Raw genomic sequence first — 24,125 nt, forward strand, 5'->3', positions numbered from 1 at the left:
CGAGATGAAAGAGACAGTCACATTCCACGACCTTGCAGGCGCATCCGTGTTCATCACCGGGGGTGGGTCGGGGATCGGCGCGTCCCTGACCGAAGGATTCCTTGAGCAGGGGGCCGGGGTCGCCTTTGTCCAACGCTCTGATGCGACAGCGTTTTGTGACGAGATGGAGGGCAAATACGGCAGCCGGCCGCTGTTCATGCCCTGCGACATCACCGATGACGCCGCCCTCAAGGCCTGCATTGCGCAGGCTAGCGACGCGCATGGGTCTGTGACCTGCCTCGTCAACAACGCAGCCAACGACAAACGCCACAGCACGGCAGAGGTGGACAGCGACTTTTTCGACTGGATGATCGCCATCAACCTCAAGGCCTATTTCTTTGCCAGTCAGGCCGTCATTCCGGGCATGCAGGCCGCAGGGGGCGGGTCGATCATCAACTTTTCCTCGATCAGCTACATGATGGGGAATGCGGGCTATCCGCTTTATACCGGCGCGAATTCCGCGATCAACGGGATGACCCGCAGCCTTGCGCGCGAGTTTGGCCCCGACAAGATCAGGGTGAACGCGCTGGCGCCGGGATGGGTCCTGACGCAAAAACAGTTGGACAAATGGGCGACGCCCGAAGGCTTGGCCGCACATATGGATCGACAATGTCTGAAAGAGCATCTGGAACCGCGCGATATCGTCGGTGCCGTGCTGTTCATGGCCTCAGAGGCGAGCCGGATGATGACGGGACAGGCGGTTGTTGTGGATGGTGGCGTGGTGGTGACCGGGTAATGGCTGACGTGGCGTGGATTGCTGTGGACTGGGGCACGTCGCATTTGCGCGCGTGGCTGATGGATCGCTCCGGGGCCGTGATTGAACGCCGCCAGTCCGATGCGGGCATGGGCACGCTGGATCGCGATGGATTTGAACCGGCACTGCGCGCGCTGGTTGGTGATGCGTTGCCTGCGCCCGTGCTGGCCTGCGGCATGGTCGGATCGCGCCAGGGCTGGGCCGAGGCCCCTTACGCCACGGCGCCATGCCCGCCGCCGGGCGCCGCACAGGCCGTACAGGTGCCGGGTCTGGACGTGCGCATTCTGCCCGGCGTCAAACAGCCCCGGCCCGCAGATGTCATGCGGGGTGAAGAGACACAGATCGCAGGGTACCTTGCCACCCATCCCGGGTTTGACGGCGTGATCTGCCTGCCCGGCACCCACACCAAATGGGTCCATATCAGCGCCGGAGAGATCGTGAGTTTCCGCACCGCGATGACGGGCGAGATGTTTTCGCTGCTGTCGACGCAGTCGGTCCTGCGTCATTCGATGGGCACCGGCTGGGATGCAGCCAGTTTCGATGCCGGAGTCGATCAGGCCATTTCAAAACCCGAAGCGCTCGCGGCATCCCTGTTCAGCCTGCGCGCCGAGGGGTTGCTGGCGGGCCTCAACCCCGATGCGGCCCGCGCGCGCCTGTCCGGCCTTTTGATCGGGGCAGAGCTGGCCGCGATGCGCCCATATTGGCTGGGCCAGCAGGTCGCTCTGATCGGGGCGGAATCGCTCAGCCGCGCCTATGCCGACGCGCTGGCCGTGCAATCCGTTCCCTGTCACAGCGCGGGCGTCGAAGACATGACATTGGCCGGACTGACCGCCGCCTGGACCCAGATTTACGGAGAAGCCGCATGAGCCGGGAAATCATCGCCATTCTGCGCGGAATCACGCCCGATGAGGCCGGGCCGGTCGCCGATGCGCTGGTCGATGCCGGGATCACCCGGATCGAAGTGCCGCTGAACTCTCCGCAACCCTTTGAGAGCATTTCGAAAATGCTGCTGGCCCACGGGAACGACGCAATGATCGGGGCGGGCACTGTGCTGGATGTGCGCGATGTGGAAAAGCTGCACAAGATGGGGGCGCATATGGTTGTGTCTCCGGACGCCAACGCGACGATCATCGTGGCCACAAAACAGGCTGGGATGCTGTCGTATCCGGGCGTCATGACCCCCACCGAATGCTTTGCCGCCCTTCAGGCGGGTGCGGATGGGCTGAAACTGTTTCCAGCCTCCCTGCTGGGGGTCGAGGGACTGAAAGCCATCGGTGCTGTGCTGCCCAAAGGCACCAAGACCTATGCGGTGGGCGGTGTCGGCCCCGCGAACTTTGCGGAATGGTTCGCCGCTGGCGTCACCGGGTTCGGCATCGGTTCGGCGCTTTACAAACCGGGCATGTCCGTGGCGGATGTCGCATCACGCGCGGCGGATATGGTTGCGGCCTACGACGCGGGTGCATGATGGACGTCTTTGACGACCACACCTGCGCCTTGGGCGAAGGGCCGCTGTGGCATCCAACCCGCAAATGCCTGTTCTGGTTCGATATTCTGGGCAAAACGCTGCATATCAAAGGCGATGCGCGCCAAAGCTGGGGTTTTGACGAACATGTGTCCGCCGCAGGATGGGTGGATGACGTCGCCTTGCTGATGGCCTCGGCCTCGGGACTTTGGCGCTTTGACATTTCAAACGGCAAACGCGACCTCATTGCCCCGCTTGAGGCTGACAATCCCACCACCCGTTCCAATGATGGGCGGGCCGATCCTAAGGGCGGATTCTGGATCGGCACGATGGGGCTGAAGTCCGAGGCCCGTGCCGGGGCGATATATCGCTATTACCGCGGAGAGGTGCGCCAGCTTTTTGACCGGATCACGATTTCCAATGCCATCTGCTTTGCGCCCGATGGCGGCACGGCGTATTTTGCGGACACGTTTTCGCAGCGCATTCAAAAGGTTGCGCTGGACAAAGATGGCTGGCCCAAGGGCGACCCAGAAGTGTTTGTCGATCTGCGCGCCGACAACCTGAACCCGGACGGGGCTGTTGTGGATGCTGACGGCAACCTCTGGAACGCGCAATGGGGAGCAGGCCGCATCGCCTGCTATGACCCTGAGGGCAATTTCAAACGCAGCCTGTCCGTACCCGCCAGTCAAACCACGTGCCCGGCCTTTGGCGGCGCAGATCTTGGCACCTTGTTCGTCACCTCGGCCAGCAATGGCGTGGATGAGGGGCAGGGCGGCATGACCTTTTCCACCGACGCAGGCATCAAGGGCCAGCAGGAACATCAGGTGATCCTATGAAGCGTACGCTTGGCGTTTGCTACTACCCCGAACACTGGCCCGAAGCGCAATGGGCCGAGGATGCAGCACGCATGGCCGCCCTTGGCCTCACATGGGTGCGCATCGGTGAATTTGCATGGAAGCGGATGGAGCCTGTCGAGGGCAGCTATGACTTTGACTGGCTGGACCGCGCCATTGATACGCTTGGTGCGGCGGGCCTCAAAGTTGTGCTGGGCACGCCGACCGCAACGCCGCCCGCCTGGGTCGTGGCGAAACATCCCGACATGCTGCCGGTCGATGCCGACGGGCGCGTGCGCGGCTATGGATCGCGGCGGCACTACTGTTTTTCTCACCCCGGATACCTTGCCGAATGCCGCAAGATCGTGACTGCCATGGCGGCGCGCTATGGGTCCAATCGCCACGTGGCCGCGTGGCAGACAGACAATGAATACAGCTGTCACGACACCGTGCTCAGCTATTCCCAAAGTGCCGCTGCGGCCTTTCGCGACTGGCTGCGTCAGCAATTCCCGGGACAGGGCAATGACGGCGATATCGACGCGCTGAACGCGGCATGGGGCAATGTGTTCTGGTCCATGGACTATGACAGTTTCGATCAGATCGGTCTGCCCAACCTCACCGTGACCGAAGTGAACCCGGCCCACGCTCACGCGTTCCGCCGCTTTTCATCCGATCAGGTGGTCGCCTTCAACCGCGCGCAGGTCGACATCATCCGCGCCCATTCCGACGCGCCGATTGCGCACAATTATATGGGTCGAGTCACCGATTTCGATCACTTCAAGGTCGGCGCGGACCTCGATATCGCGTCCTGGGACAGCTACCCGCTTGGATTTCTCGAAGACCGCTCCGGCACATCTGACGCACACAAACGCGCCTATGCGCGCCAAGGCGATCCCGATTTTCAGGCCTTTCACCATGACCTCTATCGCGCCGTCGGCAAGGACGGGCGCTGGTGGGTGATGGAACAGCAACCGGGGCCGGTGAACTGGGCCCCGTACAATCCCGCACCCTTGCCGGGCATGGTGCGCCTTTGGACGTGGGAGGCCTTTGCGCATGGGGCAGAGGCCGTGTGCTACTTCCGCTGGCGACAGGCTCCGTTTGCGCAGGAACAGATGCATGCGGGTCTGTTGCGCCCTGACAGTGCCGAGGCCGAAGCCTTTGAAGAGGCCGCACAAGTGACCAACGATCTCGCAGACGCGCCCCACGTCGCGCCCGTTCAAGCGCCCGTGGCCATCATGTTCGACTATGATGCCGATGCGATGTGGGCGGTGCAGCCGCATGGCGCCTCCCTCAGCTATTTCGGGCTGGTCTTTGACTGGTATCGTGCCTGTCGCAAGCTGGGCCTGTCGATTGACATCCTGCCCCCGGACACCCGCGATTTTGATGGCTATGCGCTGGTGCTGGTGCCGGGGATGATGCACATGCCCGATGATCTTAAAACCGCACTCGCCGCCGCACATGGCGCGGTTGTGCTGGGCCCGCGCAGTGCGGCGCGCGATACGCATTTCAACATACCCACGCCCTTGCCACCGGCATGGCCCGGCAGCGATCTGGCCGTCTCACGCGTGCAGTCGATCCGCCCGGATATGCCCATCGACGTTGCGGGCGGCGGTCAGGTCATCGGCTATTTCGAGGAACTGACCGGGGGCGGCGATGTTGTGCTGCAAACCGAAGGCCGCGCCCCGGTCGCCGTGCGCTGCGGTGACGGTGTGACCTACATGAGCGGGTGGGGAGATGACACGGCGCATATGCGGCTGATCCAGGCCATTGCACCCGATCTTGACGTCGAAATCATGCCCGAAGGCATCCGTCGGCGCGCCACAGGCAATGAGGTGTTCTGGTTCAACTACACCACTCAAGATGTTGAGGTGGAAGGTGAAAAATTGCCCCCCGCTGGTGTCTTGCGCCACGTGCGCCCTGCCATGTCATAGAACTGTCATATGCGGCTGCCATAGGGCACGGTAAGTCTGCCGCACGAAAGCCAGCCCATGACCACCTATGCTCTAAACGGCCTTGGCCGGATCGGAAAAATCGCGCTGCGCCCCTTGTTGGAACGCGGCTGCGACATCGCCTTTGTCAACGATGCGGTGGGCGATCCGGCGATGCACGCGCACCTGCTGGAATTCGACACAGTGCATGGGCGCTGGCCTGCTCGCTTCAGCGCAGATGCGGACAGTATCACGATCAACGACACACGCATCCCGGCTCTTGGGGTCCGCCGCATCGAGGACTTGCCGCTGGACGGTGTTGATGTGGTCATCGACTGCACAGGCGTGTTCAAGAGCGAGGCCGCGCTCGCCCCATATTTCGCGACGGGGGTCAAGAAGGTGATCGTATCGGCACCGGTCAAGGACGGTGATACGGCCAACATCGTCTATGGTGTCAACAACGCCGCCTATACCGGGCAACCCATCGTCACCGCGGCCTCCTGCACCACCAACTGCCTCGCGCCCGTGGTCAAGGTGATACATGAAGGGTTGGGGATAAGACACGGATCAATAACGACAATACACGATGTAACAAACACACAGACCATCGTGGATCGCCCGGCCAAAGACTGGCGGCGCGCGCGTTCGGCGCTCAACTCCATGATCCCTACGACGACTGGTTCAGCCACCGCGATCACGCTGATTTATCCCGAACTCACGGGCAAGCTGAACGGGCATGCGGTGCGCATCCCGCTGCTCAATGCCTCCCTCACCGACTGTGTGTTCGAGGTGGAGCGGGCCACGACCGCCGAAGAGGTCAACGCGTTGTTCGAGGCGGCGGCGAGCGGTCCGTTATATGGGATTCTTGGTTATGAAACCCGACCACTGGTGTCTTCGGACTACACCAACGACCCCAGATCCAGTATAGTGGATGCACCTTCCACTATGGTGGTGAACGGCACGCAAGTGAAAGTCTATGCGTGGTATGACAACGAATGGGGCTATGCCCACCGCCTGATCGATGTGGCGCAGATGGTCGGGGACAGTTTGTGAGCAAACCCGAGGGTCTTGCCGCCTATATTGCAGTCACGGCGACCTATTGGGCCTTCATGCTGACGGACGGCGCGCTCAGGATGCTGGTTTTGCTCCACTTCAACAGCCTTGGCTTTTCGCCGGTGCAGCTTGCCTATCTCTTTGTGCTGTACGAGATCGCGGGCGTGATCACGAACCTGTCGGCGGGATGGATTGCGGCGCGGTTCGGGCTGACTTCGACACTTTACGCGGGCCTGGGCCTGCAGGTGGTGGCGCTGATTGCGCTGGCGCAGCTTGATCCGGCATGGAGCGTGGCCGCGTCAGTTGTGTTCGTGATGTGCGTGCAGGGCCTGTCGGGCGTGGCCAAGGACCTGGCCAAGATGTCCTCCAAGTCGGCGGTCAAACTGCTCGCGCCCGAGGGCGACGGGCTGTTTCGCTGGGTCGCGCTGCTGACGGGATCCAAGAACGCGGTGAAAGGCTTTGGCTTTCTGCTTGGGGCAGGGGCGCTGGCACTCTTTGGTTTTGTACCATCCGTTCTGGGTATGGCCGTGATGCTGGGTGTGATCCTGTTGGTCGTGGTCATGCGCATGCCGCCGGGCCTGCCGGTCGGGCGCAAGGGCGCAAAGTTCATAGAGGTCATTTCGAAAAATACGCGCATCAACTGGCTGAGCCTCGCCCGTGTCTTCCTGTTTGGGGCGCGGGATGTGTGGTTTGTGGTCGGAATCCCGATCTATTTCTATTCGGTGCTCAGCGACGGCACACCAGAGGGCCAGCGCGCTGCCTTTTTCATGATCGGCACCTTCATGGCACTTTGGGTGATCCTGTACGGGGCCGTTCAGGCGCGCGCGCCCGCCATCCTGCGCAGTGCGGGGCGATCCGAGGCCGACCTTGCAGCCGCCGCCCGGTTCTGGGTCGCCACGCTGTTCTTCGTTCCTGCCGGGCTTGCCATCGCCGCATTTCTTGCTGGTGCGCCGACCCTGTGGCTGACCGGGGCGGTGGTCATTGGATTGCTCATCTTTGGCGTGTTGTTCGCGCTTAACTCATCCCTGCATTCCTACCTCATCCTCGCCTTTACCAGCGCAGACCGTGTGACGATGGATGTGGGGTTTTACTATATGGCCAATGCCGCGGGGCGTTTGATCGGCACGGTTCTTTCGGGCCTGACATATCAGATCGGTGGCCTGCCGCTGTGTCTGGGCACCGCCGCCGTCATGATTGCCCTCAGTTGGCTGTCGATCGGGCGGATCAGCCGCGAGAACGCGCCATCCAGCCCAGCGTAGCGTCCGTGTCGCCGCCCGGTTTATACTCCGCCCCCAATGGGGCGGACCAGTCGGCGAGGGCGGCAAAGATGTGTGCGTAATCCAGCTCGCCATGATCCGGCGCGCCCCGGTCGGGGACAGATGCAAACTGGATATGGCCAATGATGTCGCGCAAGGCACCAAGACGCGTGGTCACGTCACCTTCATTCCGGCCCACATGGTAACAGTCGAACATCAGCTTGAGATTGGGTGCGGCGACCTTTTCAATGATGGCGCGGGCCTGATCCGTGGTGGACAGGAAGTAGCCCGGGGCGTCATGGCGGTTCAGCGGTTCGATCAGGATCGTCTTGTCCGTCGCCGCGCATGCAAAGCGCAGGTTGTTCACAAAGGTTGCGTGCGCCGCGTCCCCGTGGCCAAAGCCGCACATCACGTGGATCGCACCTGCATTCACGACACTCGCATAAGCGATGGATTCTTCGATTGCCGCGCGCGCCTCGTCTTCCCGCCCCGGCAGTGCGGCAAGGCCGTTTTCACCAACTGCCACACCGCCGCGCCGCGTGTTGAGGCCCAACATGGGCAGCCCTGTGGCATCAAGCGCCGCTTTGACCTCTTGCGCGGGGGTGTCATAGGGCCAGTGGCACTCAACCGCATCGAACCCGGCGGCGTGGGCAGCGTGAACAGCGTCGGGCAAGGGTCTGTCCGCCCACAGAAACCCAAGATTGGCAGAGAATTTCATTCCCCTTCTCCGGGCAGGGTCAATTGCGCGTTGCGGGCATAGACCTTGACGACGGCGGCGTCGTCTTCGCCCCCCAATCCCATACCGGCGGCGGCGATGAACTGCTGCAACGCGGCAGCGGTGATGGGTGCGGAAAAATTGGCGGATTTGGCGACGTCCAGCACGATCCCAAGATCCTTGGGCCAGATGTTTACGGACGAATGGGGCGTGTAGTCGCCCGCCACGATGTGGGGTGCGCGGTTCTCAAGCATCCAGCTTGAGCCCGCACATTTGCTGATCACCTCGACGAACTGGGCCGGATCCACACCTTGCGTCATGCCAAAGGTGAGCGCCTCGGCCATGGTGGCGATGTGCACACCCGCGAGCAACTGGTTGACCGCCTTCATCGCCGATCCGGGACCGGCCTGTTCGCCCAACTCGAACACGGTGGTGGCCGTTGCATCCAGAACAGGCCTGGCGGCCGTGAAGGCATCCGGTGTGCCAGAGGCCATGATCGACAATGCGCCCTGCGCCGCCTTCACCGACCCGCCCGAAATCGGCGCATCGAGGTAGTGTACGCCAAAGTCCGTGCACCGCTCCTCCATCTGGCGGGCAAAGGCGGGGGGAACCGTTGCGCAGGCCATGACAACGGCCCCTTTGCGCATCTTTGGCACCACGCCGCCTGGGCCAAACAGCACTGTGGCCGTCTGTTCGGCGTTGAGGACGACGACAACAGCGGCGTCAAGGTCCGGCGCGACCTCGTCAATGACGCCTTGCGCGCCGCCTTCGGAAACAAAGCGCGCCGTCTGGTCCGAAGAGACATCGTAGCCAAAGGTTTCATGGCCCGCGCGCAAACAGGATTGCGCCATCCCATATCCCATCGAGCCGAGCCCGATGACGGCAGTGCGGTGTGGTGTGGTCATTGCGGACTCCCTGTCTGGCGCGTCTGCACAGTGTTCTGCAATCAAAGGAACAAGTGCAAGAGGCGCGTGTGGTGGCGATGTTCTTTGGCGGGCTCTGCGGCCTTGCAATTCTTATGTTGGGCGGGCCACCATGAACCGGCAAACGGCGCAGGCGCGGACACACACTTAATGGCACAAGCGGACAAAGAGACCTCTGCGGCAAAGGGCTGTTGTCAGCCTGCGCGCACCTCCGCGCCGCAAAGTGTCGCGCACATGGCGATCGCACGATCTGCACAGGCGACGGCCACAGCCGAAACCGTCGATATCCCCGGCGGCACAGCCCTTGTCGGAACCAATACACCCCACTTGTCCGCCGATGGCGAAGGCCCGTTGCAGCGCAAAAAGGTCAAGCCTTTCCGGATGGACGTCACAGTAGTCACGAACGCGCGGTTTGCAGCCTTTGTCGAGGCCACAGGCTATATGACCGAGGCAGAGCGGATCGGCGACTCTTTTGTTTTCATGAACTTTCTGCCGGATGATGCGCCGCCAAGTCAGGCTGTCGCAGAGGCCCCATGGTGGCGCGTGATCAAAGGTGCGTACTGGCGCTGCCCTCACGGCCCCGGGTCTCAAACAGCCTGCCTTCCCGACCACCCGGTTGTGCACATCACGTGGAACGACGCGCGCGCCTTTGCGCAGTGGGCAGGAGGCCGCTTGCCCACAGAGATCGAGTGGGAGCATGCCGCACGCGGCGGTCTTGGCGACGTGACCTATCCGTGGGGCGATGAAGACCCCGACGATGTGGGACATTTCCCCTGCAACATCTGGCAGGGGCAGTTCCCCAAATCCGACCTTGGTCTGGATGGATACACAGGCACTGCACCTGCGCGTTCATTTGCGCCCAACGGCTATGGTCTGTTCAACATGGTCGGCAATGTGTGGGAATGGACATCGCAGCCCTTCAAGGTCGCGTCTTTGAAAAAGTCCGTGCAGGCCGCGCATGTGGGCAAGGCGGGGTACAAGCTCAGCAAAGGGGGCTCGTTCCTGTGCCACGCATCGTATTGTTTCCGCTACAGGATTGCCGCGCGCAGCGGCACATCGCCAGACAGCTCAACCTCGCATCACGGGTTCAGGTTGGTGTATCCGGTTTGACGGAGCGGGTATTGTACGCGCAACGGTTCAGTCGCGCAGTGATCGCGCATCCGTAACGCATTGAAAACACTTGGAGGCGAGTACCGGAATCGAACCGGTGTACACGGATTTGCAATCCGCTGCGTAACCACTCCGCCAACTCGCCATCCGTGGTGCGAGGGTTGCGATAGCTCATCTCATAATCGCGCGCAAGTGTGCGCTGTGATGAATGACGTCTCAAGGCGCGCTGGCGCGTTGCTCATGGGCGCGGGATGTGGCACATCTGTTGTCAGGATTCTGAACGAACGAGTTTAGCAGTGATGACTGACTTTTCTGCCCGCCGCACAATGATGGTCGACACGCAGGTGCGCCCGTCGGATGTGACCAAATTTCCGATCATCGATGCCATGCTGTCGGTCAAACGCGAGGACTTTGTGCCATCTGCCAAACGCGAGGCCGCCTATATGGGCGAGAACCTCAGCCTTGGTGGCGGGCGCGTGCTGCTTGAGCCGCGCACATTGGCCAAGATTCTTGACGCGCTGGACATCGGGCAGGATGAACTCGTGCTCGATATCGGTGCCGCTTATGGCTATTCCGCCGCCGTGATCGCGCATATGGCCGTGGCCGTCGTCGCCCTAGAAGAAGACGGCGACATGGCCCACGAGGCCGAAGAAGGGCTGATGGCGGCCGGCATGGACAATGTCATCGTCCACACCGGCCCGCTGCACGAAGGGGCCGCTGAACACGGACCTTACGATGTGATCGTTGTCGAAGGGGGCGTCGGCCGTCTGCCGGACGCGATCCTTGCCCAGCTGAAAGATGGCGGGCGGATCGCCTGCCTCTTCATGGACGGTGCATTGGGCGAAGTGCGCATCGGCTACAAGCTGGACGGCCGCATGCATTGGCGCCGTTCCTTCAATGCTGGCGCGCCGGTTCTGGCCGGATTTGAGCACCACAACGCATTCCAATTCTGAGCAAAGACCAAACCATCAGGCAATCCGCGCAAGAGGGAAAACAGACACCATGAGTAAGGCAGGGCAGGGCCGTATGTGGCGACGAAGTGCAGCAGTTTTGGCCGTGATTTCAGGTCTTGGATCACCTTCGGCGTGGGCCGATACGCTGGCTGATGCGCTGGTCGGGGCCTACACCCATAGCGGTTTGCTGGATCAGAACCGCGCCCTGTTGCGCGCCGCGGACGAAGACGTGGCGATTGCCGCATCTGTCCTGCGCCCGATCATTTCGTGGTCCGGGGATGTCACACGCCAGTTTGGCAACTCGACCTCCGCCGCGACGGGTGGTTTCTCGCGCGATGCGGGATCGACAACTGCGACGATTGGACTGTCAGCCACGCTGCAGTTGTTTGACGGGGGTGCGGATGCGGCCCGGGTCGAGGCCAGCAAGGAAACTGTGCTGGCCACACGCGCCTCGTTGCTGAGTATCGAGCAGAACGTGCTTCTGCGCGCGGCGGTGGCCTTTTTCAACGTCGGCCGGCAGCAGGAATTTGTGGCCCTGCGGCAGAACAACCTGCGCCTGTTGCAGCAGGAATTGCGCGCCTCCGAAGACCGTTTCGAAGTGGGCGAAGTGACCCGCACCGATGTGGCGCTGGCCGAGGCTGCGGTTGCGCAGGCGCGCAGCAATCTGGCCGCGGCCCAACGTGATCTTATCCAGGCGCAGGCGGAATACGCCAACGCCACGGGCCGCCAGCCGGGCCGCTTGTCGGCGGTGCCACGTTTGCCGCGGACGACCACGGATATTGGCAATGCCCAGTCCGTCGCCGTGCGCACCCATCCCGAGATGGAACAGGCGCGGCGTCAGGTGGCGGCAAATGAACTGCTGATCACAGCGTCGGTGGCAGACAGATTGCCCACTGTTTCGCTGGATGGCAGTTTGGGTCTGCAGGAAAACCTCGGCAACCGAAACGGGTCGGAAACCGGCAGCATTGGTGTCAGCGTCAGCGGCCCGATCTATCGCGGTGGCGAGCTTAGCGCCCGTGAGCGTCGCGCCATGGCAGTGCGGGATGCCGCGCGTGGCAACCTGCACAATGTGCGCCACGATGTGCAGCAGGACGTCGTCGATGCGATTTCCAACCTTGTTGCGGCGCGCGCAAGCCTGTCCGCTTCGGAACGCCAGATACGGGCAGCACGCGTCGCCTTTCAGGGCGTGCGTGAAGAGGCGACGCTGGGAGCACGGACCACGCTGGACGTGCTTGACGCCGAACAGGATCTGCTGGATGCGGAAACCAACCGGATTTCCGCGCGGGCGGACCAATATATTGCCGCATATCAAGTGCTTGAATCCATGGGGCTTTTGACGGCGCAGCGTCTGGGTCTGCCGGTGCAGATCTATGATCCGGCGGCATATTACAATCTGGTCAAGTCCGGTCCGACCAAGCGCTCCAAGCAGGGTCAGCAACTCGACAAGGTACTGCGCGCCCTTCAACCATCTGATTAAGGTTTTCACCACAGTGTTGTGCGACTCTTTGGGGCGGGCTAGACTGCGCATCGAGGTTGAGAGTGGTAAATAAAATGTCTGATCCGATGACCAACACTGACGTGGAGGACGTTCTGGCGTCTATCCGTCGCCTGGTGTCCGACAACACGCGCCCGGGCGCTTCGTCCGTGCAGCAGCCGCCGAGTGATCGACTGGTGCTGACACCGTCGCTGCGCGTGCCCGAGGCGGATGCCGCGGACGACTCCGACGAGGATGCAGCCGAGGATATGGCGCAAGAGGTCGACGTGGAGGCGATGGACGAGGACGCACTTGCCGAATTTGCAGAATCTGCCTTTTCCAAAGAGAAAGCCAAGGACGAGGCCAGAATTGACGTCCGCGCGCAGGGTTTTACCCCCGCAGACCCCAGCGCAGTGGTTGCGGCCCTGTCTGCTGAACTGACCAAACCATCCACGCCTGTGACAGAGCCTGAACAGGATGTCGAAGAGGCATCGGAGGCGGACAATGCGGCGGAAACGGACGCGCACGAGGATTTCGCGGACAGCGATGTGTCTGGCGATGACGATGAGGCTGTCTGGCCCAGTGATGAACATGGCGAAGACGGTGACGCTGAGGACGAAAGTGCCTTGATTGCATCTGCCGTTGCAGCTTCGGATACTGATGACGATGGCGAGGTCGCTTCAGACCCCCACGTGCCCGAAGATTGGGCGAGGGAAGTGGATGCGGTGACGGCAGCGCCGGAAACTGACGACGCGGACGACGAAGCACCATCAGAGCAAGCGGCCAAACCGTTGCCCAAAAGCCTGAGCGAAAAGGTCGCCGCACTGGAGACCTTGGTGGGCGAACGGCGCGACCAGTTTGAACCCGATGACCTTGGTGCTGACGCCTATGCAGGCACAGAACCACCCGCGATGGAGTGGGAAGACGCGGATGTGGACGAGGACGAAGACGAGAGCACAGCCGAAGACATTGTAGCGGACGTCATTGAGGCAGAAGAGGACGCCGTTTTCCAAGACGCTGATGCTGACACAAGCGAATCCCAACCTGACGCCGAGGAAATAGAGGCATCACCGGAACCGCAAGCAGCGCCCGAACCGTCCGAGGATGCGGCATCGGGTGCAACTTCTGTCCTGTTCTCGACTGACGATGATGTGCTGGACGAAGACGCCTTGCGCGAATTGATCAGCGATATCGTGCGCGAAGAGTTGCAGGGCGCGCTGGGCGAGCGGATCACGCGGAATGTCCGCAAGCTGGTGCGCCGCGAAATCCATCGCGCACTTGCCGCCCAAGATCTGGAATGACAGCGAACGCGCGGCAACCTCTTCGTTTGCGCATCCCTCAGCGTCTGTGAACACGCCTGCGCATCTGTTGATCGGGGCGGCGATTTTTGGACGGCCTGCGCGATCTTCGATGTTGATTGCCGCTTTTGCTGGCGCGATCTTGCCTGACTTGTCACTCTACCTGATGGCGGGCACTGCGCTGTTTGTGCTGGCCATACCGCCCTCCCGCGTATTCAACGAGCTTTACTTTTCGGATGCATGGCAGACGGTCTTTGCGATCGACAATTCATTCTTGCTGTGGGGGGTGTTGCTTGGTCTGGCGCTGTGGCGGCGGGTGCCCTGGGCGATTGCGCTGACGGGTGCCGCCATGGTGCACCTGTTGCTCGACTTCCCGCTGCATCACGATGATGGACGCCCGCATTTCTGGCCCGTGTCGTCCTGGGTGTTTGAAAGCCCGGTCAGCTATTGGGACCGCGCGCACGGGGCCATGTGGGTCGCCCCGCTGGAGGCGGTGTTGGCACTGGTTTGCGGTGTCTGGCTGTGGTTTCGCAGTGTCCCGCTCTGGGCCTCTGTGACCACGGGGCTGTTGGTTCTGGCCGAGCTGTGGATTGTGCGCCAATGGCTGTTCTTCTTCGTGAACAGCTAGAAAAATCAGCCCCAAAAAGAAAACACGCCCGGCAGAGGGGCGCGTTTTCCTTAGCAGCGAAAGCAGTTTGGGTCAGGCAGCTTCGGCCTGTTGTGCGGCGTTGCGACGCTCGGATTCTTCACGGCTCAGCGCGACCGAGGTGCGGACACCTTTGCCCACGAAATCCATCAAGCCGTTCACAACCCGCTCGTTGGGGTCGATACCGGCGCAGCTCAACACTTCGCGTCCGTCACGCGAACGTGCCCAGCGGGCAATCTGCTCGGGGCCATTGCCATATTTCTTGTCATCCGCGATGGCGTCATCAAGCGCTGCCAACACCACGGCTGCAAACAGTTTACGTGCACGGTTGCCTTGTTCGTTGTTAAAGGCTGTGCCGTCAACGAAATCTTTCATTCGTCGTCCTTTCTTTTATTCTTGCTCTTGTGTTTTGCGGCGTGACGCCCGTTATGGCCTATCTCAGTCGATTCGGATACCCTGTATTTGCATGGCACCCTTGCGTTTCGTGCATGGCTTGCTGCAGATGCAGCACCGTATCTGGTTGCCTTGCAGGGCACCCACACCCGAGATATAGGGTGCATCAACATTTCATCAACCTTTTGCCATGGTTTCGCCACATGCCTAAAATCAACGGAAACGAAATTCGCCCCGGTAACGTGCTTGAGCACAACGGCGGGCTTTGGGCCGCGGTCAAGGTTGACCACGTAAAGCCCGGAAAGGGCGGGGCTTTTGCCCAGGTCGAGATGCGCAACCTGCGCAACGGCTCCAAGCTGAACGAACGCTTTCGCAGCGCCGACAAGGTCGAGCGGGTGCGCCTGGAACAGAAAGATCAGCAGTTCCTCTATGAAAATGACGGGATGCTGGTGTTCATGGACACCGACACTTACGAGCAGATCGAACTGCCCTCGGAAATCCTTGGGGATCGCCGCCCGTTCCTTCAGGACGGTATGACCATCGTGGTCGAATTCCACGAGGCCGAAGCGTTGAACGCGACCCTGCCGCAAAAGGTCGTGTGCAAGATCGTCGAGACAGAGCCGGTGGTCAAAGGCCAGACGGCGGCAAACTCGTTCAAACCCGCGACACTGGACAATGGCCTCAAGGTCATGGTGCCGCCCTTTGTCGGGCAGGACGAAGACATCGTCGTGAACACGGAAACGATGGATTATTCCGAACGCGCCTGATCGATTAAGGCGAAACGAGGTCAGTCTCCGGCGCTGTCCCACGTCACGGTGGCCTTGTCGGCCTCCATCGGTCCTTTGGCCCGGTCAAAGCGCAGATAGGCAATGGCGCTGTCGCCTGCACGGCTGAGCAGGGTGCCCGCCACCTTGTCCCCGGCCATGATGGGCGTGCCGGGCACCGCATCGCCCGTCACCGCCACCTGCGCCAGACCTTTGCGCAGCGTGGTTTTGTGCTTCATCCGCGCTGTGACCTCCTGACCAACATAGCAGCCTTTGCGAAAATCGACGCCGTTCACGGATTCAAAGCCGGCCTCAAGAATGAACGTATCCGGCGTCAGCTCCATACCCGCCTGCGGGATCATGTGGGCCACGCGCAACGCTGTCCAATCCACATCGTCGTCCATTTGGGGGCCATCGCGATAGGCGCGCCATCCAAGTGCGTTGTGACGTGGATCATCCATGGCATCGGCGGGCCTGTCACCAAGGCCGCGATGCACGAACAAGGCGGCATCCGCAATCGTCACATCCGCGCGCAGCTTGTACATGCCCAACCGTGTGCGCAGCATGTCGGCCTGATCAGCCTCTGCGTCCAGCAGCACGTCATCGCCATCCGCGCTCAGGAAAAAATCGGCCATATACTTGCCTTGCGGCGTGAGCAGGGCGGCATAGACCAGCCCCTGATCGATCCCGTTCACGTCATTGGTGACCAGCCCTTGCAGGAAATTGCGCGTATCTGCGCCCGAGAGGCGGAAAATATGGCGTGCGGACATGGCGCGTTCCTTTTGCTTGGCATCATTGTCATATAACAGGCTCAAGCACCGGAAAAAGGGGGCGCGCGTGCCTGCACCACTGTCTGTCATTATCCCGACGCTTAATGCGGGCCAGAGTCTGCCCGCATGCCTGGGTGCATTGATGGAAGGGGTTGAGGCGGGTCTGGTTGCCGAACTGATCGTCAGCGACGGAGGGTCGTGCGATGATACGCTGGCGCAGGCCGATGCGTGGGGCGCGCATATCGTCACCGGGCCTGCCTCGCGCGGGGGGCAGTTGCGGCGCGGATGTGCACAGGCGCGTGCGCAATGGTTTCTTGTGGTGCACGCCGACACGGTTCTCAGCCCGGGCTGGACCAATGCGGTCGGCGCGCATCTGGGTACGCAAAAGGCCGCTTACTTCCAGCTCCGATTTGATCGGGGCGGGCGCTTTGTTGCCGCGTGGGCGAACCTGCGGGCGCGGGTGCTGGGCCTGCCTTATGGCGATCAGGGCCTGTTGATTCCCCGTACGCTCTATTCCCATGTCGAAGGCTATGCAGATATCCCGTTGATGGAGGACGTGGCCATCGTGCGCGCCCTCAAGGGGCAACTGGTGGCCCTCGATGCGATTGCGGTGACGAGCGGTGCCAAATACCGTCGTCAGGGGTGGATCAGGCGTGGCGCGCGGAATCTGTGGACATTGGCGCGCTATTTTGCAGGCGTTGATGTCGCCACGCTCGCGCGCGAATACCGGCGCTGACGGGTCCGCCAGTCAGCCGATAAGGCGGGCGCGGATGCGGGCCAGCCATCCGTGCCCGGATGACGTATCGCTCAGGTCATCCTTGCCAAGCGCACGGGCATGGGCGCGGTCAATCACGGTCTTGCCGTCCTTGAATTGCAATCGATAGAGGTCAGCATAGATACCGCCCCGTTCCAGCAGCTCTTCATGGGTGCCGGTGTCTTTGACCTCGCCACGGTCCATCACGATGATTTTGTCCGCGCCGCGAATGGTCGACAGCCGGTGGGCAATGACCAGCGTGGTGCGACCCGCAGACAGCCGATCCAGCGCGTCCTGCACCACCTTTTCAGATTGCGCATCGAGGGCCGAGGTCGCCTCGTCCAGCAACAAGACCGGCGTGTCACGCAACAGGGCGCGGGCGATGACAACGCGCTGGCGTTGCCCGCCGGACAGGGCAGAACCGCGCGGCCCCACATGGGTGTCGAGGCCATTGGGCAACTGCGGTAGGAAATCGCTCACATGGGCTGCGTCAAGCGCGGCCTTCAGTTTCTCTTCGGGAATGTCGCTTTGCCCAAGCAGGATGTTTTCCCGCAAGGATTCGTCAAACAGCAGGGCCTCTTGCGTGACGACCGAATAAAGGCCGCGCAGGACATCAAGATCCATCTCGCTTGTCGGCACGCCGCCCACGCGCACTGTCCCTTCTTGTGCATCAATCAACCGCGTCAGCAGATTGAAGATCGACGATTTGCCCGCGCCCGATGCACCGACCAGGGCAGTTGTCTCGCCGGGACTTGCCACCAGCGACACGTCCTTCAGAACGCGGGTGTCCCCGTAAGACAGCGACACGTTTTCAAGGGTGATTTCCGGCACCCCGACAGGCGGTGTGGACGGATTGGGCGGCGAGGACAGGGAAATCGGCGCATCCAGCAATTCTTTCACCCGCTCGATCGAGGCGGCAGCCGTTTGCCATAGGCCCGCAATTGCCCCAAGACGGCGCATCGGATCAAATGCAAACCCCATGGCCGTGAAAAAGGTCATGAACTGGCCGATGGTCTTTTCGCCCGAGATGATTTCCGAGCCGCCATAAAGGATGACAGCCATAAACCCTACGCCCGAAATAATGTCGATCATCGCGGGGATCGCAGCGCTGCCAAAGGCAGTCTTGGTCTCAGTTGTAACAAAGCGGTCGGTCAGGCTGCGGTATTGGCGGGCCTGATACCGCTCCAAAGCGTTCAGTTTGACCTGCACAATGCCATGAAACACTTCGTCCAGCCGGGTGGACAGGTTGGCACCCAGATCGCGCGATTTGCGGGCCTGACGGCGCACATAGCTTTGGGCGGTGGCCGCAGGCAGGACAAGAACCGGAATGCCGATACAGGCCAGCAGCGCCCAGATCGGATCAACACTGATCGCCACACCCAAAAGCACGAGCAGACCCAGAAAATCGCGGCCGGCCCCTGTGATGATGGCGCGCCAGACATCACCCACTGCGCCCACGTCACCCTGAACGCGCTGGATCAGGTAGCCGGGCGGATGCACTTGGTGAAACGCCCCGTCCTGCAACATGATGCGGTCCAGCAGATCGATGCGCAGGGCGGCACTGGTTTTCAGCGATACCTGTATCAACAGCAGCTTTTGAGCGACTGACGCTGTCGCGCGCACGAGGAATATGCCGACCACGAAAATCCCGACCCAGACCAGCATCCCGCCGTCACCAGCCACGAACACATCATCAAACATCGGCTGCATCATGTAGCTGAGCGCCCCCAGCATCGACCCCTCAAGCAGCATGAAAAAGACGGCAATCGCCATCGTTCCGGTGTGCTTTTTCAGATAGGCCGACCAAAGCCACCTCAGCAAAGGCCCGGAGGCGGTGCTTGGCACGTCAGGAGAGTTGGGAGTGGTCACGCGTTGGGTACGAACGGCCGTAGCGCCGCGCTCCGATGATTTATCTCAAGGACGACGTGTAACTTGCGCGCCAGTCCGGGGCAAGCAGAGAGGGCGATTGACGCCGCGTGGCGGCACGCTAGGGTCCGCGCCAGCGCATCTTGCCGGAGACTTCCATGCCCAATTCCCCCATCGCCAGTTTTGGCCGCGACTACCTTGCCATTCCCGGTCCTTCGGTGATGCCGGACGCCGTGCTGCGTGCCATGCATCGCGCCGCGCCCAATATTTATGCGGGTGAAGTCGTCGACATCGCGGCAAGCATCGTGCCCGACCTCAAACGGGTCGCGCGCACCCAAGGGGACGTGGCGATGTATATCGGCAATGGCCACGCCGCGTGGGAGGCGGCCTTGGCCAACACGATCCAGCCGGGTGACACGGTTCTGGTGCCCGCAACGGGTCGTTTTGGCATCGGTTGGGGGGAAATGGCGACGGGCCTCGGGGCGGAGGTCGAAACCATCGATTTCGGCAAACGCGCGCCCATGGATATGGACCGCATCGCCGACGCCTTGCGCGCTGATAAAGGCCACAGGATCAAGGCCGTGCTGGCCGTTCATGTCGACACCTCGACGTCGATCCGCAATGACATCGCCGCCTTGCGCGCCGTGCTCGACAGCGAAGGCCACCCCGCGCTGTTGATGGCGGATTGTATCGCCTCGCTGGCCTGCGATGTGTTCGAAATGGACGCCTGGGGCGTCGATGTCATGGTTGCAGGATGCCAAAAGGGTCTGATGGTGCCCCCTGGCATGTGTTTCGTGTTTTTCAACGCCAAGGCGCAGGCCGCGCGCGCCGCGATGCCCCGGGTCAGCCGCTATTGGGACTGGGAGCCGCGCGCAAATCCCGAAGAGTTCTTTATGTACTGGAACGGCACGGCCCCGACGCATCACCTTTATGGTCTGCGCACTGCACTGGATATGCTGCACGGCGAAGGGGTCGAGGCCGTCTGGACGCGCCACAGCCTGCTGGCGCGTGCGATCTGGGCTGCGTGTGAGGCATGGGCGCAAGAGGGGCCGCTGGAGTTGAACGTGACGGACGCGCAGCATCGCAGTTGTGCTGTCACCGCATTGCGCATTGGTGCTCCCAACGGCACGGCCTTGCGGGACTGGGTTGAACACAACCTCGGACTGACCCTTGGCATTGGCCTTGGCATGGCCGCCCCGGGCGATCCGGCATGGCACGGGTTTTTCCGTCTGGGCCATATGGGGCATGTGAACGGGCACATGATCATGGGGCTGCTGGGCGGGATTGAGACAGGTCTATCAGCACTCGACATTCCGCACGGGCCGGGGGCCTCGATGCCGCGGCCACTGTGATTGCCGCCGGGTAACTGGTTGCGGAAAGGGCAGGTCTGCTCAGGCAGGGGCGGTCCCGGATGATCCGTATTCCAGCCAGGCGCGATCCTTTGGGCCAAGATGCGCATCCATCATAGCGTCATATGCGGCCAGGTCTGCGTCGCTCAGTGCGCCGCGCCATTTGCCGCTTGTCCCGCTGTGGAAAAAATCCGAATCCGACTTCATGAAACCTTTGCCGCCCGACGGGGCAAAGCGTTCTGCGTTGGCTTTCATATTGTCAAAGCTCGCGGCCTGCACCAGTTGGTGCATGACGGAATCGGAATGCGAAATGCCCAGCACATCGGCCAGTCTGGCGAAAGTGCCCGCCAAATCGCGCGTCATGTCCGCATAGTGGAAAAGTGACACGTTTGGCCGGTCGGCAACTGCGGCGGCGGCCTTGTAGTGCTGAAGAATGTGCGCAAGCGGCATGGCATCTGTGTCAAACCCTTCCGCTCCGCCATCCAGAAAGCGGCGAAAGGTGATGCCGTCGGGATCGTCCTCAGGATACCACACATCGAACCAGGGCATCGGGATGTTGCGCACGTGTTTGCGGTACGAGAAGTGCGCATCCAGAGGATGACGAAACACGCAGATGTAATGCGCGCGATCATGCAGCGGCACACCGTCCATGGGCGTGTGGCTTTTCATGCTGCGCCGGTGCTGCATCGCGTCAAGCCGCGCGGCGACCTCGGACATTTCGCGGATACGGATGTCGACCCACGGCATCTTAACGGACAGTTCCGTTTCCACTTCAGGATCGCCGGAAAAAAGCAGCGCAATGATGGTTTGCATCCATGTGGTTCCGCATTTGGGCGGCGTGACGACAAACACATCGTCGGCGCGAATGTCGACCATGTCCCACCGTCTATTGTCGGTGAGCGGGCCGAGGTAAAGCTTTCGGTGCGCCATGTCTGACGTCTCCTGCGTGGGGTGCGATCAGGAAAGGTGCTGCGCGGGCAGAACGCAATGAAAAAGTCGGATGCTCAGATTGCAGCGGGACGGCACATCAGACGTGCAGCTGGCTAAACCTGCTTGCCCCGCCGGATTGAGGCCGCCTGTCGTGCCGCCGCCCAGACCCGTGCCCGTTCCATCAGATGATTGACACCAACGGCAAGCAGCAGGGCGGCGATCAAGCCCCAGATGGCCCATATCACCACCAGCACGCAGGTGATATTGACGCCGAACATGGCGACACAGGCAGTGGTGTAATTGGGCGCGCGGCCCACAGGCTTGTTGTTCATGGCAGCCTCGGACATACGGGTGAATTCTTTAAGTATAATGAAGCAATCCCGGCTGTCAGCCCCCTCGCGCATCCTTGATCGCACCGGGCAGGGCGGCGGCAAATGCATCAAGGTCGGACGGGGTGCCGCAACTGACGCGGATGCAGCGGTTTTGCGGCGCGGCAAAGGGCATGCGCACGAAAATGGCGCGTGCAATCAGACCGTCCAGCACGGCCTTGGCAAACGCTCCGTCACCGCCACAGTCAATCGCCACAAAATTCGTAGCCGATGGCATCGGGGTCAGCCCATTGTCACGCGCGATTGTCGCGATACGGGTGCGCGCGCCTTCGATCTTGCCAAGAGTGTCGCGCAGGTGGTCGGGATCGCCCAAAGCCGCCAGCGCGCCTGCCTGCGCAGCGCGGTTCATGCCGAAATGATTGCGCACCTTGTTGAAGGCATCGATCACGCCGGGCGCTGCGATCGCATATCCGACCCGTGCCCCGGCCATGCCGTACACTTTGGAAAACGTACGCAACCTTATGACGCGTGGATCGCTTGCCGGGATGTCCGGTGCGGTCCCGCTAGGCGCACATTCGATGTAGGCCTCATCCAGCACCAGCACACAGCCGTCGGGCAGGTCATCAAGCGCGCGCGCCAGTGCCGCCCCACTGTGCCACGTGCCCATGGGATTGTCGGGATTGGCGAGGTAGACCAGCTTGGCCCCGGTTTCGCTCGCTTTGGCGAAAAGGGTGCCGGGGTCTTCGTGGTCATCGATGTAAGGCACTTTGTGGAGCGTGCCGCCATAGCCTGCCACATGGTAGCTGAAGGTGGGATAGGCCCCGTCGGACGTCACCACATGATCGCCCGGTCCGACAAACAACCGCACGATGTAGCCGAGCAAGCCGTCGATGCCTTCACCGACCATGATGTTGGCTGCAGCGACGTTCAGGTGGGCGGCCAGCGCCTCGCGAAGATCGAAATTTTCCGGATCGCCGTAGTTCCACACATCCGCCTTTGCCATCGCCTCAAGCGCGCGGGGTGAGGGGCCGAAGTTGCTTTCATTGGCGCCAAGACGCGCGATGAACGGTGCGCCGCGCGCGCGTTCCTGTGCTTCGGGGCCGACAAAGGGCACGGTTGAGGGCAGGCTGGCGGCAAGCGGTGTGAGGCGAAGATCTGTCATGCAGGCAGGGGTAGCGCGCGCGGCTGACCGGGGCAAGGACGTGACGCGGATGGGCGTGCCGCAAGGTTTTGCTGGTGCGCGCCGCGATCATGGGCTTGGGTGCTCCAAAGAGGAGAGTTGCCCCATGAGCGAGCCAGCACGCGTATCCGTCACCTATGAAAACCACATTGCGCATGTGCGTCTGACCCGAAGCGACAAGGTGAATGCCGTCGATCAAGCAATGATCGATGCGGTCATTGCCGCCGGCAACGAGGTGGCGGAAAGCGATGCGCGCGTCTGCGTGATCTCGGGCGACGGAAAAGGGTTTTGTGCCGGTATCGACATTGCGGGTCTGGGGGCGATGATTGGCAAGGATCCCAATGACTTGCTGATGCCGCGCACCCATGGGAACGGCACCACGAACCAGTGGCAAGAGGTTGCAATGGTCTGGACGCGCTGCCCGATGCCGGTGATTGCGGCCATCCACGGTGTCTGCTACGGCGCGGGCCTGCAACTGGCCCTGGGCGCAGACATCCGCATTGCGGGCCCGGATGCGAAACTGGCCGTGATGGAGATGAAATGGGGCATTGTGCCGGATATGGGCGGGATGGTTCTGTTGCCCCGCCTTGTGCGCAGCGACGTCTTGCGGCGGCTGACATACACCGCCGACCCGGTTCCGGCCCAGCAGGCCGAAGCGTGGGGTCTGGTGACGGAAATTGCCGATGATCCGTTGGCGGCGGCCATGTCTTTGGCCGAAACGCTGGCCCTGAAATCCCCATCGGCGCTGCGCGCGGCCAAGGCGCTGATTGGTTATGCCGAGGCCAATGGTCCTGACGCGGTGTTGCTGGAAGAAAGCCGCGTGCAGGCAGAGTTGATCGGCAAACCCGATCAGATGGAGGTGGTCGCGGCCACCTTCCAAAAGCGTGCACCGGTGTTCAAGTAAACATGGTTTTCCAATGGCCGAGCGCGTGACGTATTCCGGGACAAGGCCTTAGCCGGTCAGTCGGGCACCACGCCGTCCAGCGCCCTGATACTACTTCATGAACGCCCGTCGCGACTCGCGGGCGATGTTGTAGCGCAGTTCCAGATCGGCAATCACAGCGCTTTGCGCGCGTTTGTCTGCCTCTGACACCAGAGTCATGAAATGCGCCTGCGCGGCATCGAGTTTCTGTTTCAGCGTAAACTCTTCGGGGACAACACCGGCCTGCGCCATAATCCGCATGGCTGCAGCTTCGCCCGCATCAATGCTTGGATCCTGGTGCGGCAACGGCTTGCCCTCGCCCTCAAGGCCGCTCAGCCCACCTTGGGCGCGGGTCTTGGCGATCTGTCGTTCGATAAGGGTGCGGAACGCGCGGGACATGGTGCTGAGGATAGCACCATTTGGC

The 24,125-nt window shown here is 61.8% G+C and carries 24 protein-coding genes, 1 tRNA gene and 1 pseudogene; 16 read left to right on the top strand and 10 right to left on the bottom strand.

The genetic code is table 11. The features are described 5' to 3' along the window. Positions 1–4: 4 nt before the first annotated feature. From ACERZ8_RS11850 to arsJ, 7 genes are read left to right on the top strand one after another with little or no spacing between them, the layout of a single operon-like run. Complete coding sequence (locus tag ACERZ8_RS11850) at positions 5–775, top strand: SDR family NAD(P)-dependent oxidoreductase (RefSeq protein WP_407592390.1); 771 nt, start codon at positions 5–7, stop codon at positions 773–775. Beyond that, a complete protein-coding gene (locus tag ACERZ8_RS11855) occupies positions 775–1,659 on the top strand; it encodes a 2-dehydro-3-deoxygalactonokinase (RefSeq protein WP_407592391.1) in 885 nt (294 codons plus the stop codon). Before ACERZ8_RS11850 ends, ACERZ8_RS11855 begins: the two co-directional genes overlap by 1 nt. After that, entirely contained in the window at positions 1,656–2,258 is a 603-nt protein-coding gene (locus tag ACERZ8_RS11860) for a 2-dehydro-3-deoxy-6-phosphogalactonate aldolase (RefSeq protein ID WP_407592392.1), read from the top strand. Before ACERZ8_RS11855 ends, ACERZ8_RS11860 begins: the two co-directional genes overlap by 4 nt. Beyond that, positions 2,255–3,091 carry an SMP-30/gluconolactonase/LRE family protein gene (locus ACERZ8_RS11865; protein WP_407592393.1) on the top strand — a complete coding sequence of 279 codons (837 nt, stop codon included), beginning with the start codon at positions 2,255–2,257 and terminating at the stop codon, positions 3,089–3,091. The genes ACERZ8_RS11860 and ACERZ8_RS11865 overlap by 4 nt, the downstream gene beginning before the upstream one ends. Continuing rightward, positions 3,088–5,019, top strand: coding sequence for a beta-galactosidase (locus ACERZ8_RS11870; protein ID WP_407592394.1), 1,932 nt, complete (start codon positions 3,088–3,090; stop codon positions 5,017–5,019). Before ACERZ8_RS11865 ends, ACERZ8_RS11870 begins: the two co-directional genes overlap by 4 nt. A 57-nt stretch (positions 5,020–5,076) precedes the next feature. Next, positions 5,077–6,069 carry an ArsJ-associated glyceraldehyde-3-phosphate dehydrogenase gene (locus ACERZ8_RS11875; protein ID WP_407592395.1) on the top strand — a complete coding sequence of 331 codons (993 nt, stop codon included), beginning with the start codon at positions 5,077–5,079 and terminating at the stop codon, positions 6,067–6,069. After that, complete coding sequence (gene arsJ / locus ACERZ8_RS11880) at positions 6,066–7,328, top strand: organoarsenical effux MFS transporter ArsJ (protein ID WP_407592396.1); 1,263 nt, start codon at positions 6,066–6,068, stop codon at positions 7,326–7,328. Before ACERZ8_RS11875 ends, arsJ begins: the two co-directional genes overlap by 4 nt. Here arsJ and ACERZ8_RS11885 read toward each other — a convergent pair. Together ACERZ8_RS11885 and ltnD are read right to left on the bottom strand one after the other, a co-directional pair. Then, positions 7,294–8,043: a hydroxypyruvate isomerase family protein gene (locus tag ACERZ8_RS11885; RefSeq protein WP_407592397.1), complete on the bottom strand. Its 750-nt coding sequence runs from the start codon at positions 8,041–8,043 to the stop codon at positions 7,294–7,296. The genes arsJ and ACERZ8_RS11885 overlap by 35 nt on opposite strands. Further along, entirely contained in the window at positions 8,040–8,945 is a 906-nt protein-coding gene (ltnD, locus tag ACERZ8_RS11890; protein WP_407592398.1) for an L-threonate dehydrogenase, read from the bottom strand. Before ltnD ends, ACERZ8_RS11885 begins: the two co-directional genes overlap by 4 nt. Before the next feature lie 252 nt (positions 8,946–9,197). Between ltnD and ACERZ8_RS11895 the strand changes: the two genes are divergently transcribed. Further along, positions 9,198–10,073: a formylglycine-generating enzyme family protein gene (locus ACERZ8_RS11895; protein WP_407592399.1), complete on the top strand. Its 876-nt coding sequence runs from the start codon at positions 9,198–9,200 to the stop codon at positions 10,071–10,073. Positions 10,074–10,144: 71 nt separating this feature from the next. On the opposite strand, the gene ACERZ8_RS11900 is transcribed toward ACERZ8_RS11895, so the two are convergent. Next, a tRNA-Cys gene (locus ACERZ8_RS11900) sits at positions 10,145–10,218 on the bottom strand. 154 nt (positions 10,219–10,372) lie between these two features. Between ACERZ8_RS11900 and ACERZ8_RS11905 the strand changes: the two genes are divergently transcribed. The 4 genes from ACERZ8_RS11905 (at position 10,373) to ACERZ8_RS11920 (ending at position 14,426) form a co-directional block, all read left to right on the top strand. After that, a complete protein-coding gene (locus tag ACERZ8_RS11905) occupies positions 10,373–11,026 on the top strand; it encodes a protein-L-isoaspartate O-methyltransferase family protein (RefSeq protein ID WP_407592400.1) in 654 nt (217 codons plus the stop codon). 49 nt (positions 11,027–11,075) lie between these two features. Further along, positions 11,076–12,503 (top strand): TolC family outer membrane protein, encoded by a 1,428-nt coding sequence (locus ACERZ8_RS11910; RefSeq protein WP_407592401.1) that lies wholly within the window; start codon positions 11,076–11,078, stop codon positions 12,501–12,503. Positions 12,504–12,589: 86 nt separating this feature from the next. Then, entirely contained in the window at positions 12,590–13,801 is a 1,212-nt protein-coding gene (locus tag ACERZ8_RS11915) for a hypothetical protein (RefSeq protein ID WP_407592402.1), read from the top strand. Positions 13,802–13,847: 46 nt separating this feature from the next. Continuing rightward, a complete protein-coding gene (locus ACERZ8_RS11920; RefSeq protein WP_407592403.1) occupies positions 13,848–14,426 on the top strand; it encodes a cobalamin biosynthesis protein CobQ in 579 nt (192 codons plus the stop codon). Between the two features lie 72 nt (positions 14,427–14,498). Here ACERZ8_RS11920 and ACERZ8_RS11925 read toward each other — a convergent pair whose 3' ends face one another. Beyond that, on the bottom strand, positions 14,499–14,819 hold the full coding sequence (locus ACERZ8_RS11925) for a DUF6280 family protein (RefSeq protein ID WP_407592404.1): 321 nt from the start codon (positions 14,817–14,819) through the stop codon (positions 14,499–14,501). Between the two features lie 221 nt (positions 14,820–15,040). Here ACERZ8_RS11925 and efp point away from each other — a divergent pair, with 221 nt between their 5' ends. Beyond that, a complete protein-coding gene (gene efp, locus ACERZ8_RS11930; RefSeq protein WP_407592405.1) occupies positions 15,041–15,604 on the top strand; it encodes an elongation factor P in 564 nt (187 codons plus the stop codon). Positions 15,605–15,624: 20 nt separating this feature from the next. On the opposite strand, the gene ygfZ is transcribed toward efp, so the two are convergent. Further along, positions 15,625–16,371, bottom strand: coding sequence for a CAF17-like 4Fe-4S cluster assembly/insertion protein YgfZ (gene ygfZ / locus ACERZ8_RS11935; protein WP_407592406.1), 747 nt, complete (start codon positions 16,369–16,371; stop codon positions 15,625–15,627). A 67-nt stretch (positions 16,372–16,438) separates the two neighbouring features. On the opposite strand from ygfZ, the gene ACERZ8_RS11940 reads away from it, so the two are divergent. Further along, complete coding sequence (locus ACERZ8_RS11940) at positions 16,439–17,107, top strand: TIGR04283 family arsenosugar biosynthesis glycosyltransferase (protein ID WP_407592407.1); 669 nt, start codon at positions 16,439–16,441, stop codon at positions 17,105–17,107. Positions 17,108–17,119: 12 nt separating this feature from the next. Here ACERZ8_RS11940 and ACERZ8_RS11945 read toward each other — a convergent pair whose 3' ends face one another. Further along, on the bottom strand, positions 17,120–18,994 hold the full coding sequence (locus ACERZ8_RS11945; RefSeq protein ID WP_407592408.1) for an ABC transporter ATP-binding protein: 1,875 nt from the start codon (positions 18,992–18,994) through the stop codon (positions 17,120–17,122). Between the two features lie 155 nt (positions 18,995–19,149). Here ACERZ8_RS11945 and ACERZ8_RS11950 point away from each other — a divergent pair. Then, a pseudogene (locus tag ACERZ8_RS11950) lies at positions 19,150–20,357 on the top strand (pyridoxal-phosphate-dependent aminotransferase family protein). A 25-nt stretch (positions 20,358–20,382) separates the two neighbouring features. On the opposite strand, the gene ACERZ8_RS11955 reads toward ACERZ8_RS11950, so the two are convergent. From ACERZ8_RS11955 to ACERZ8_RS11965, 3 genes are all read right to left on the bottom strand, one after another. Beyond that, a complete protein-coding gene (locus ACERZ8_RS11955) occupies positions 20,383–21,270 on the bottom strand; it encodes a sulfotransferase domain-containing protein (RefSeq protein ID WP_407592409.1) in 888 nt (295 codons plus the stop codon). Positions 21,271–21,383: 113 nt separating this feature from the next. Continuing rightward, positions 21,384–21,617 carry a hypothetical protein gene (locus tag ACERZ8_RS11960; RefSeq protein ID WP_407592410.1) on the bottom strand — a complete coding sequence of 78 codons (234 nt, stop codon included), beginning with the start codon at positions 21,615–21,617 and terminating at the stop codon, positions 21,384–21,386. 40 nt (positions 21,618–21,657) lie between these two features. Next, positions 21,658–22,761, bottom strand: a complete 1,104-nt coding sequence (locus ACERZ8_RS11965) for a pyridoxal phosphate-dependent aminotransferase (protein ID WP_407592411.1) — start codon at positions 22,759–22,761, stop codon at positions 21,658–21,660. Positions 22,762–22,885: 124 nt separating this feature from the next. Here ACERZ8_RS11965 and ACERZ8_RS11970 point away from each other — a divergent pair, with 124 nt between their 5' ends. Next, a complete protein-coding gene (locus tag ACERZ8_RS11970) occupies positions 22,886–23,683 on the top strand; it encodes a crotonase/enoyl-CoA hydratase family protein (protein ID WP_407592412.1) in 798 nt (265 codons plus the stop codon). A gap of 90 nt (positions 23,684–23,773) precedes the next feature. Here ACERZ8_RS11970 and ACERZ8_RS11975 read toward each other — a convergent pair whose 3' ends face one another. After that, positions 23,774–24,100 (bottom strand): DnaJ family domain-containing protein, encoded by a 327-nt coding sequence (locus tag ACERZ8_RS11975; protein ID WP_407592413.1) that lies wholly within the window; start codon positions 24,098–24,100, stop codon positions 23,774–23,776. Positions 24,101–24,125 lie beyond the last annotated feature (25 nt).

The organism is Tateyamaria armeniaca (assembly GCF_045797845.1).
Classification (GTDB): domain Bacteria; phylum Pseudomonadota; class Alphaproteobacteria; order Rhodobacterales; family Rhodobacteraceae; genus Tateyamaria; species Tateyamaria armeniaca.

What these genes read in the sequence shown, in the direction of transcription:
- ACERZ8_RS11860 (WP_407592392.1), top strand. Translation starts at nt 1,656, where the DNA reads ATGAGCCGGGAAATCATCGCCATTCTGCGCGGAATCACGCCCGATGAG.
- ACERZ8_RS11960 (WP_407592410.1), bottom strand. Translation starts at nt 21,617, where the DNA reads ATGTCCGAGGCTGCCATGAACAACAAGCCTGTGGGCCGCGCGCCCAAT.
- ACERZ8_RS11870 (WP_407592394.1), top strand. Translation starts at nt 3,088, where the DNA reads ATGAAGCGTACGCTTGGCGTTTGCTACTACCCCGAACACTGGCCCGAA.
- ACERZ8_RS11850 (WP_407592390.1), top strand. Translation starts at nt 5, where the DNA reads ATGAAAGAGACAGTCACATTCCACGACCTTGCAGGCGCATCCGTGTTC.
- ACERZ8_RS11965 (WP_407592411.1), bottom strand. Translation starts at nt 22,761, where the DNA reads ATGACAGATCTTCGCCTCACACCGCTTGCCGCCAGCCTGCCCTCAACC.
- efp (WP_407592405.1), top strand. Translation starts at nt 15,041, where the DNA reads ATGCCTAAAATCAACGGAAACGAAATTCGCCCCGGTAACGTGCTTGAG.
- ACERZ8_RS11925 (WP_407592404.1), bottom strand. Translation starts at nt 14,819, where the DNA reads ATGAAAGATTTCGTTGACGGCACAGCCTTTAACAACGAACAAGGCAAC.
- ACERZ8_RS11865 (WP_407592393.1), top strand. Translation starts at nt 2,255, where the DNA reads ATGATGGACGTCTTTGACGACCACACCTGCGCCTTGGGCGAAGGGCCG.
- ACERZ8_RS11875 (WP_407592395.1), top strand. Translation starts at nt 5,077, where the DNA reads ATGACCACCTATGCTCTAAACGGCCTTGGCCGGATCGGAAAAATCGCG.
- ACERZ8_RS11885 (WP_407592397.1), bottom strand. Translation starts at nt 8,043, where the DNA reads ATGAAATTCTCTGCCAATCTTGGGTTTCTGTGGGCGGACAGACCCTTG.
- ACERZ8_RS11855 (WP_407592391.1), top strand. Translation starts at nt 775, where the DNA reads ATGGCTGACGTGGCGTGGATTGCTGTGGACTGGGGCACGTCGCATTTG.
- ACERZ8_RS11915 (WP_407592402.1), top strand. Translation starts at nt 12,590, where the DNA reads ATGACCAACACTGACGTGGAGGACGTTCTGGCGTCTATCCGTCGCCTG.
- ltnD (WP_407592398.1), bottom strand. Translation starts at nt 8,945, where the DNA reads ATGACCACACCACACCGCACTGCCGTCATCGGGCTCGGCTCGATGGGA.
- ACERZ8_RS11895 (WP_407592399.1), top strand. Translation starts at nt 9,198, where the DNA reads ATGGCGATCGCACGATCTGCACAGGCGACGGCCACAGCCGAAACCGTC.
- ACERZ8_RS11955 (WP_407592409.1), bottom strand. Translation starts at nt 21,270, where the DNA reads ATGGCGCACCGAAAGCTTTACCTCGGCCCGCTCACCGACAATAGACGG.
- ACERZ8_RS11910 (WP_407592401.1), top strand. Translation starts at nt 11,076, where the DNA reads ATGAGTAAGGCAGGGCAGGGCCGTATGTGGCGACGAAGTGCAGCAGTT.
- ACERZ8_RS11975 (WP_407592413.1), bottom strand. Translation starts at nt 24,100, where the DNA reads ATGTCCCGCGCGTTCCGCACCCTTATCGAACGACAGATCGCCAAGACC.
- ACERZ8_RS11970 (WP_407592412.1), top strand. Translation starts at nt 22,886, where the DNA reads ATGAGCGAGCCAGCACGCGTATCCGTCACCTATGAAAACCACATTGCG.
- ygfZ (WP_407592406.1), bottom strand. Translation starts at nt 16,371, where the DNA reads ATGTCCGCACGCCATATTTTCCGCCTCTCGGGCGCAGATACGCGCAAT.
- ACERZ8_RS11905 (WP_407592400.1), top strand. Translation starts at nt 10,373, where the DNA reads ATGACTGACTTTTCTGCCCGCCGCACAATGATGGTCGACACGCAGGTG.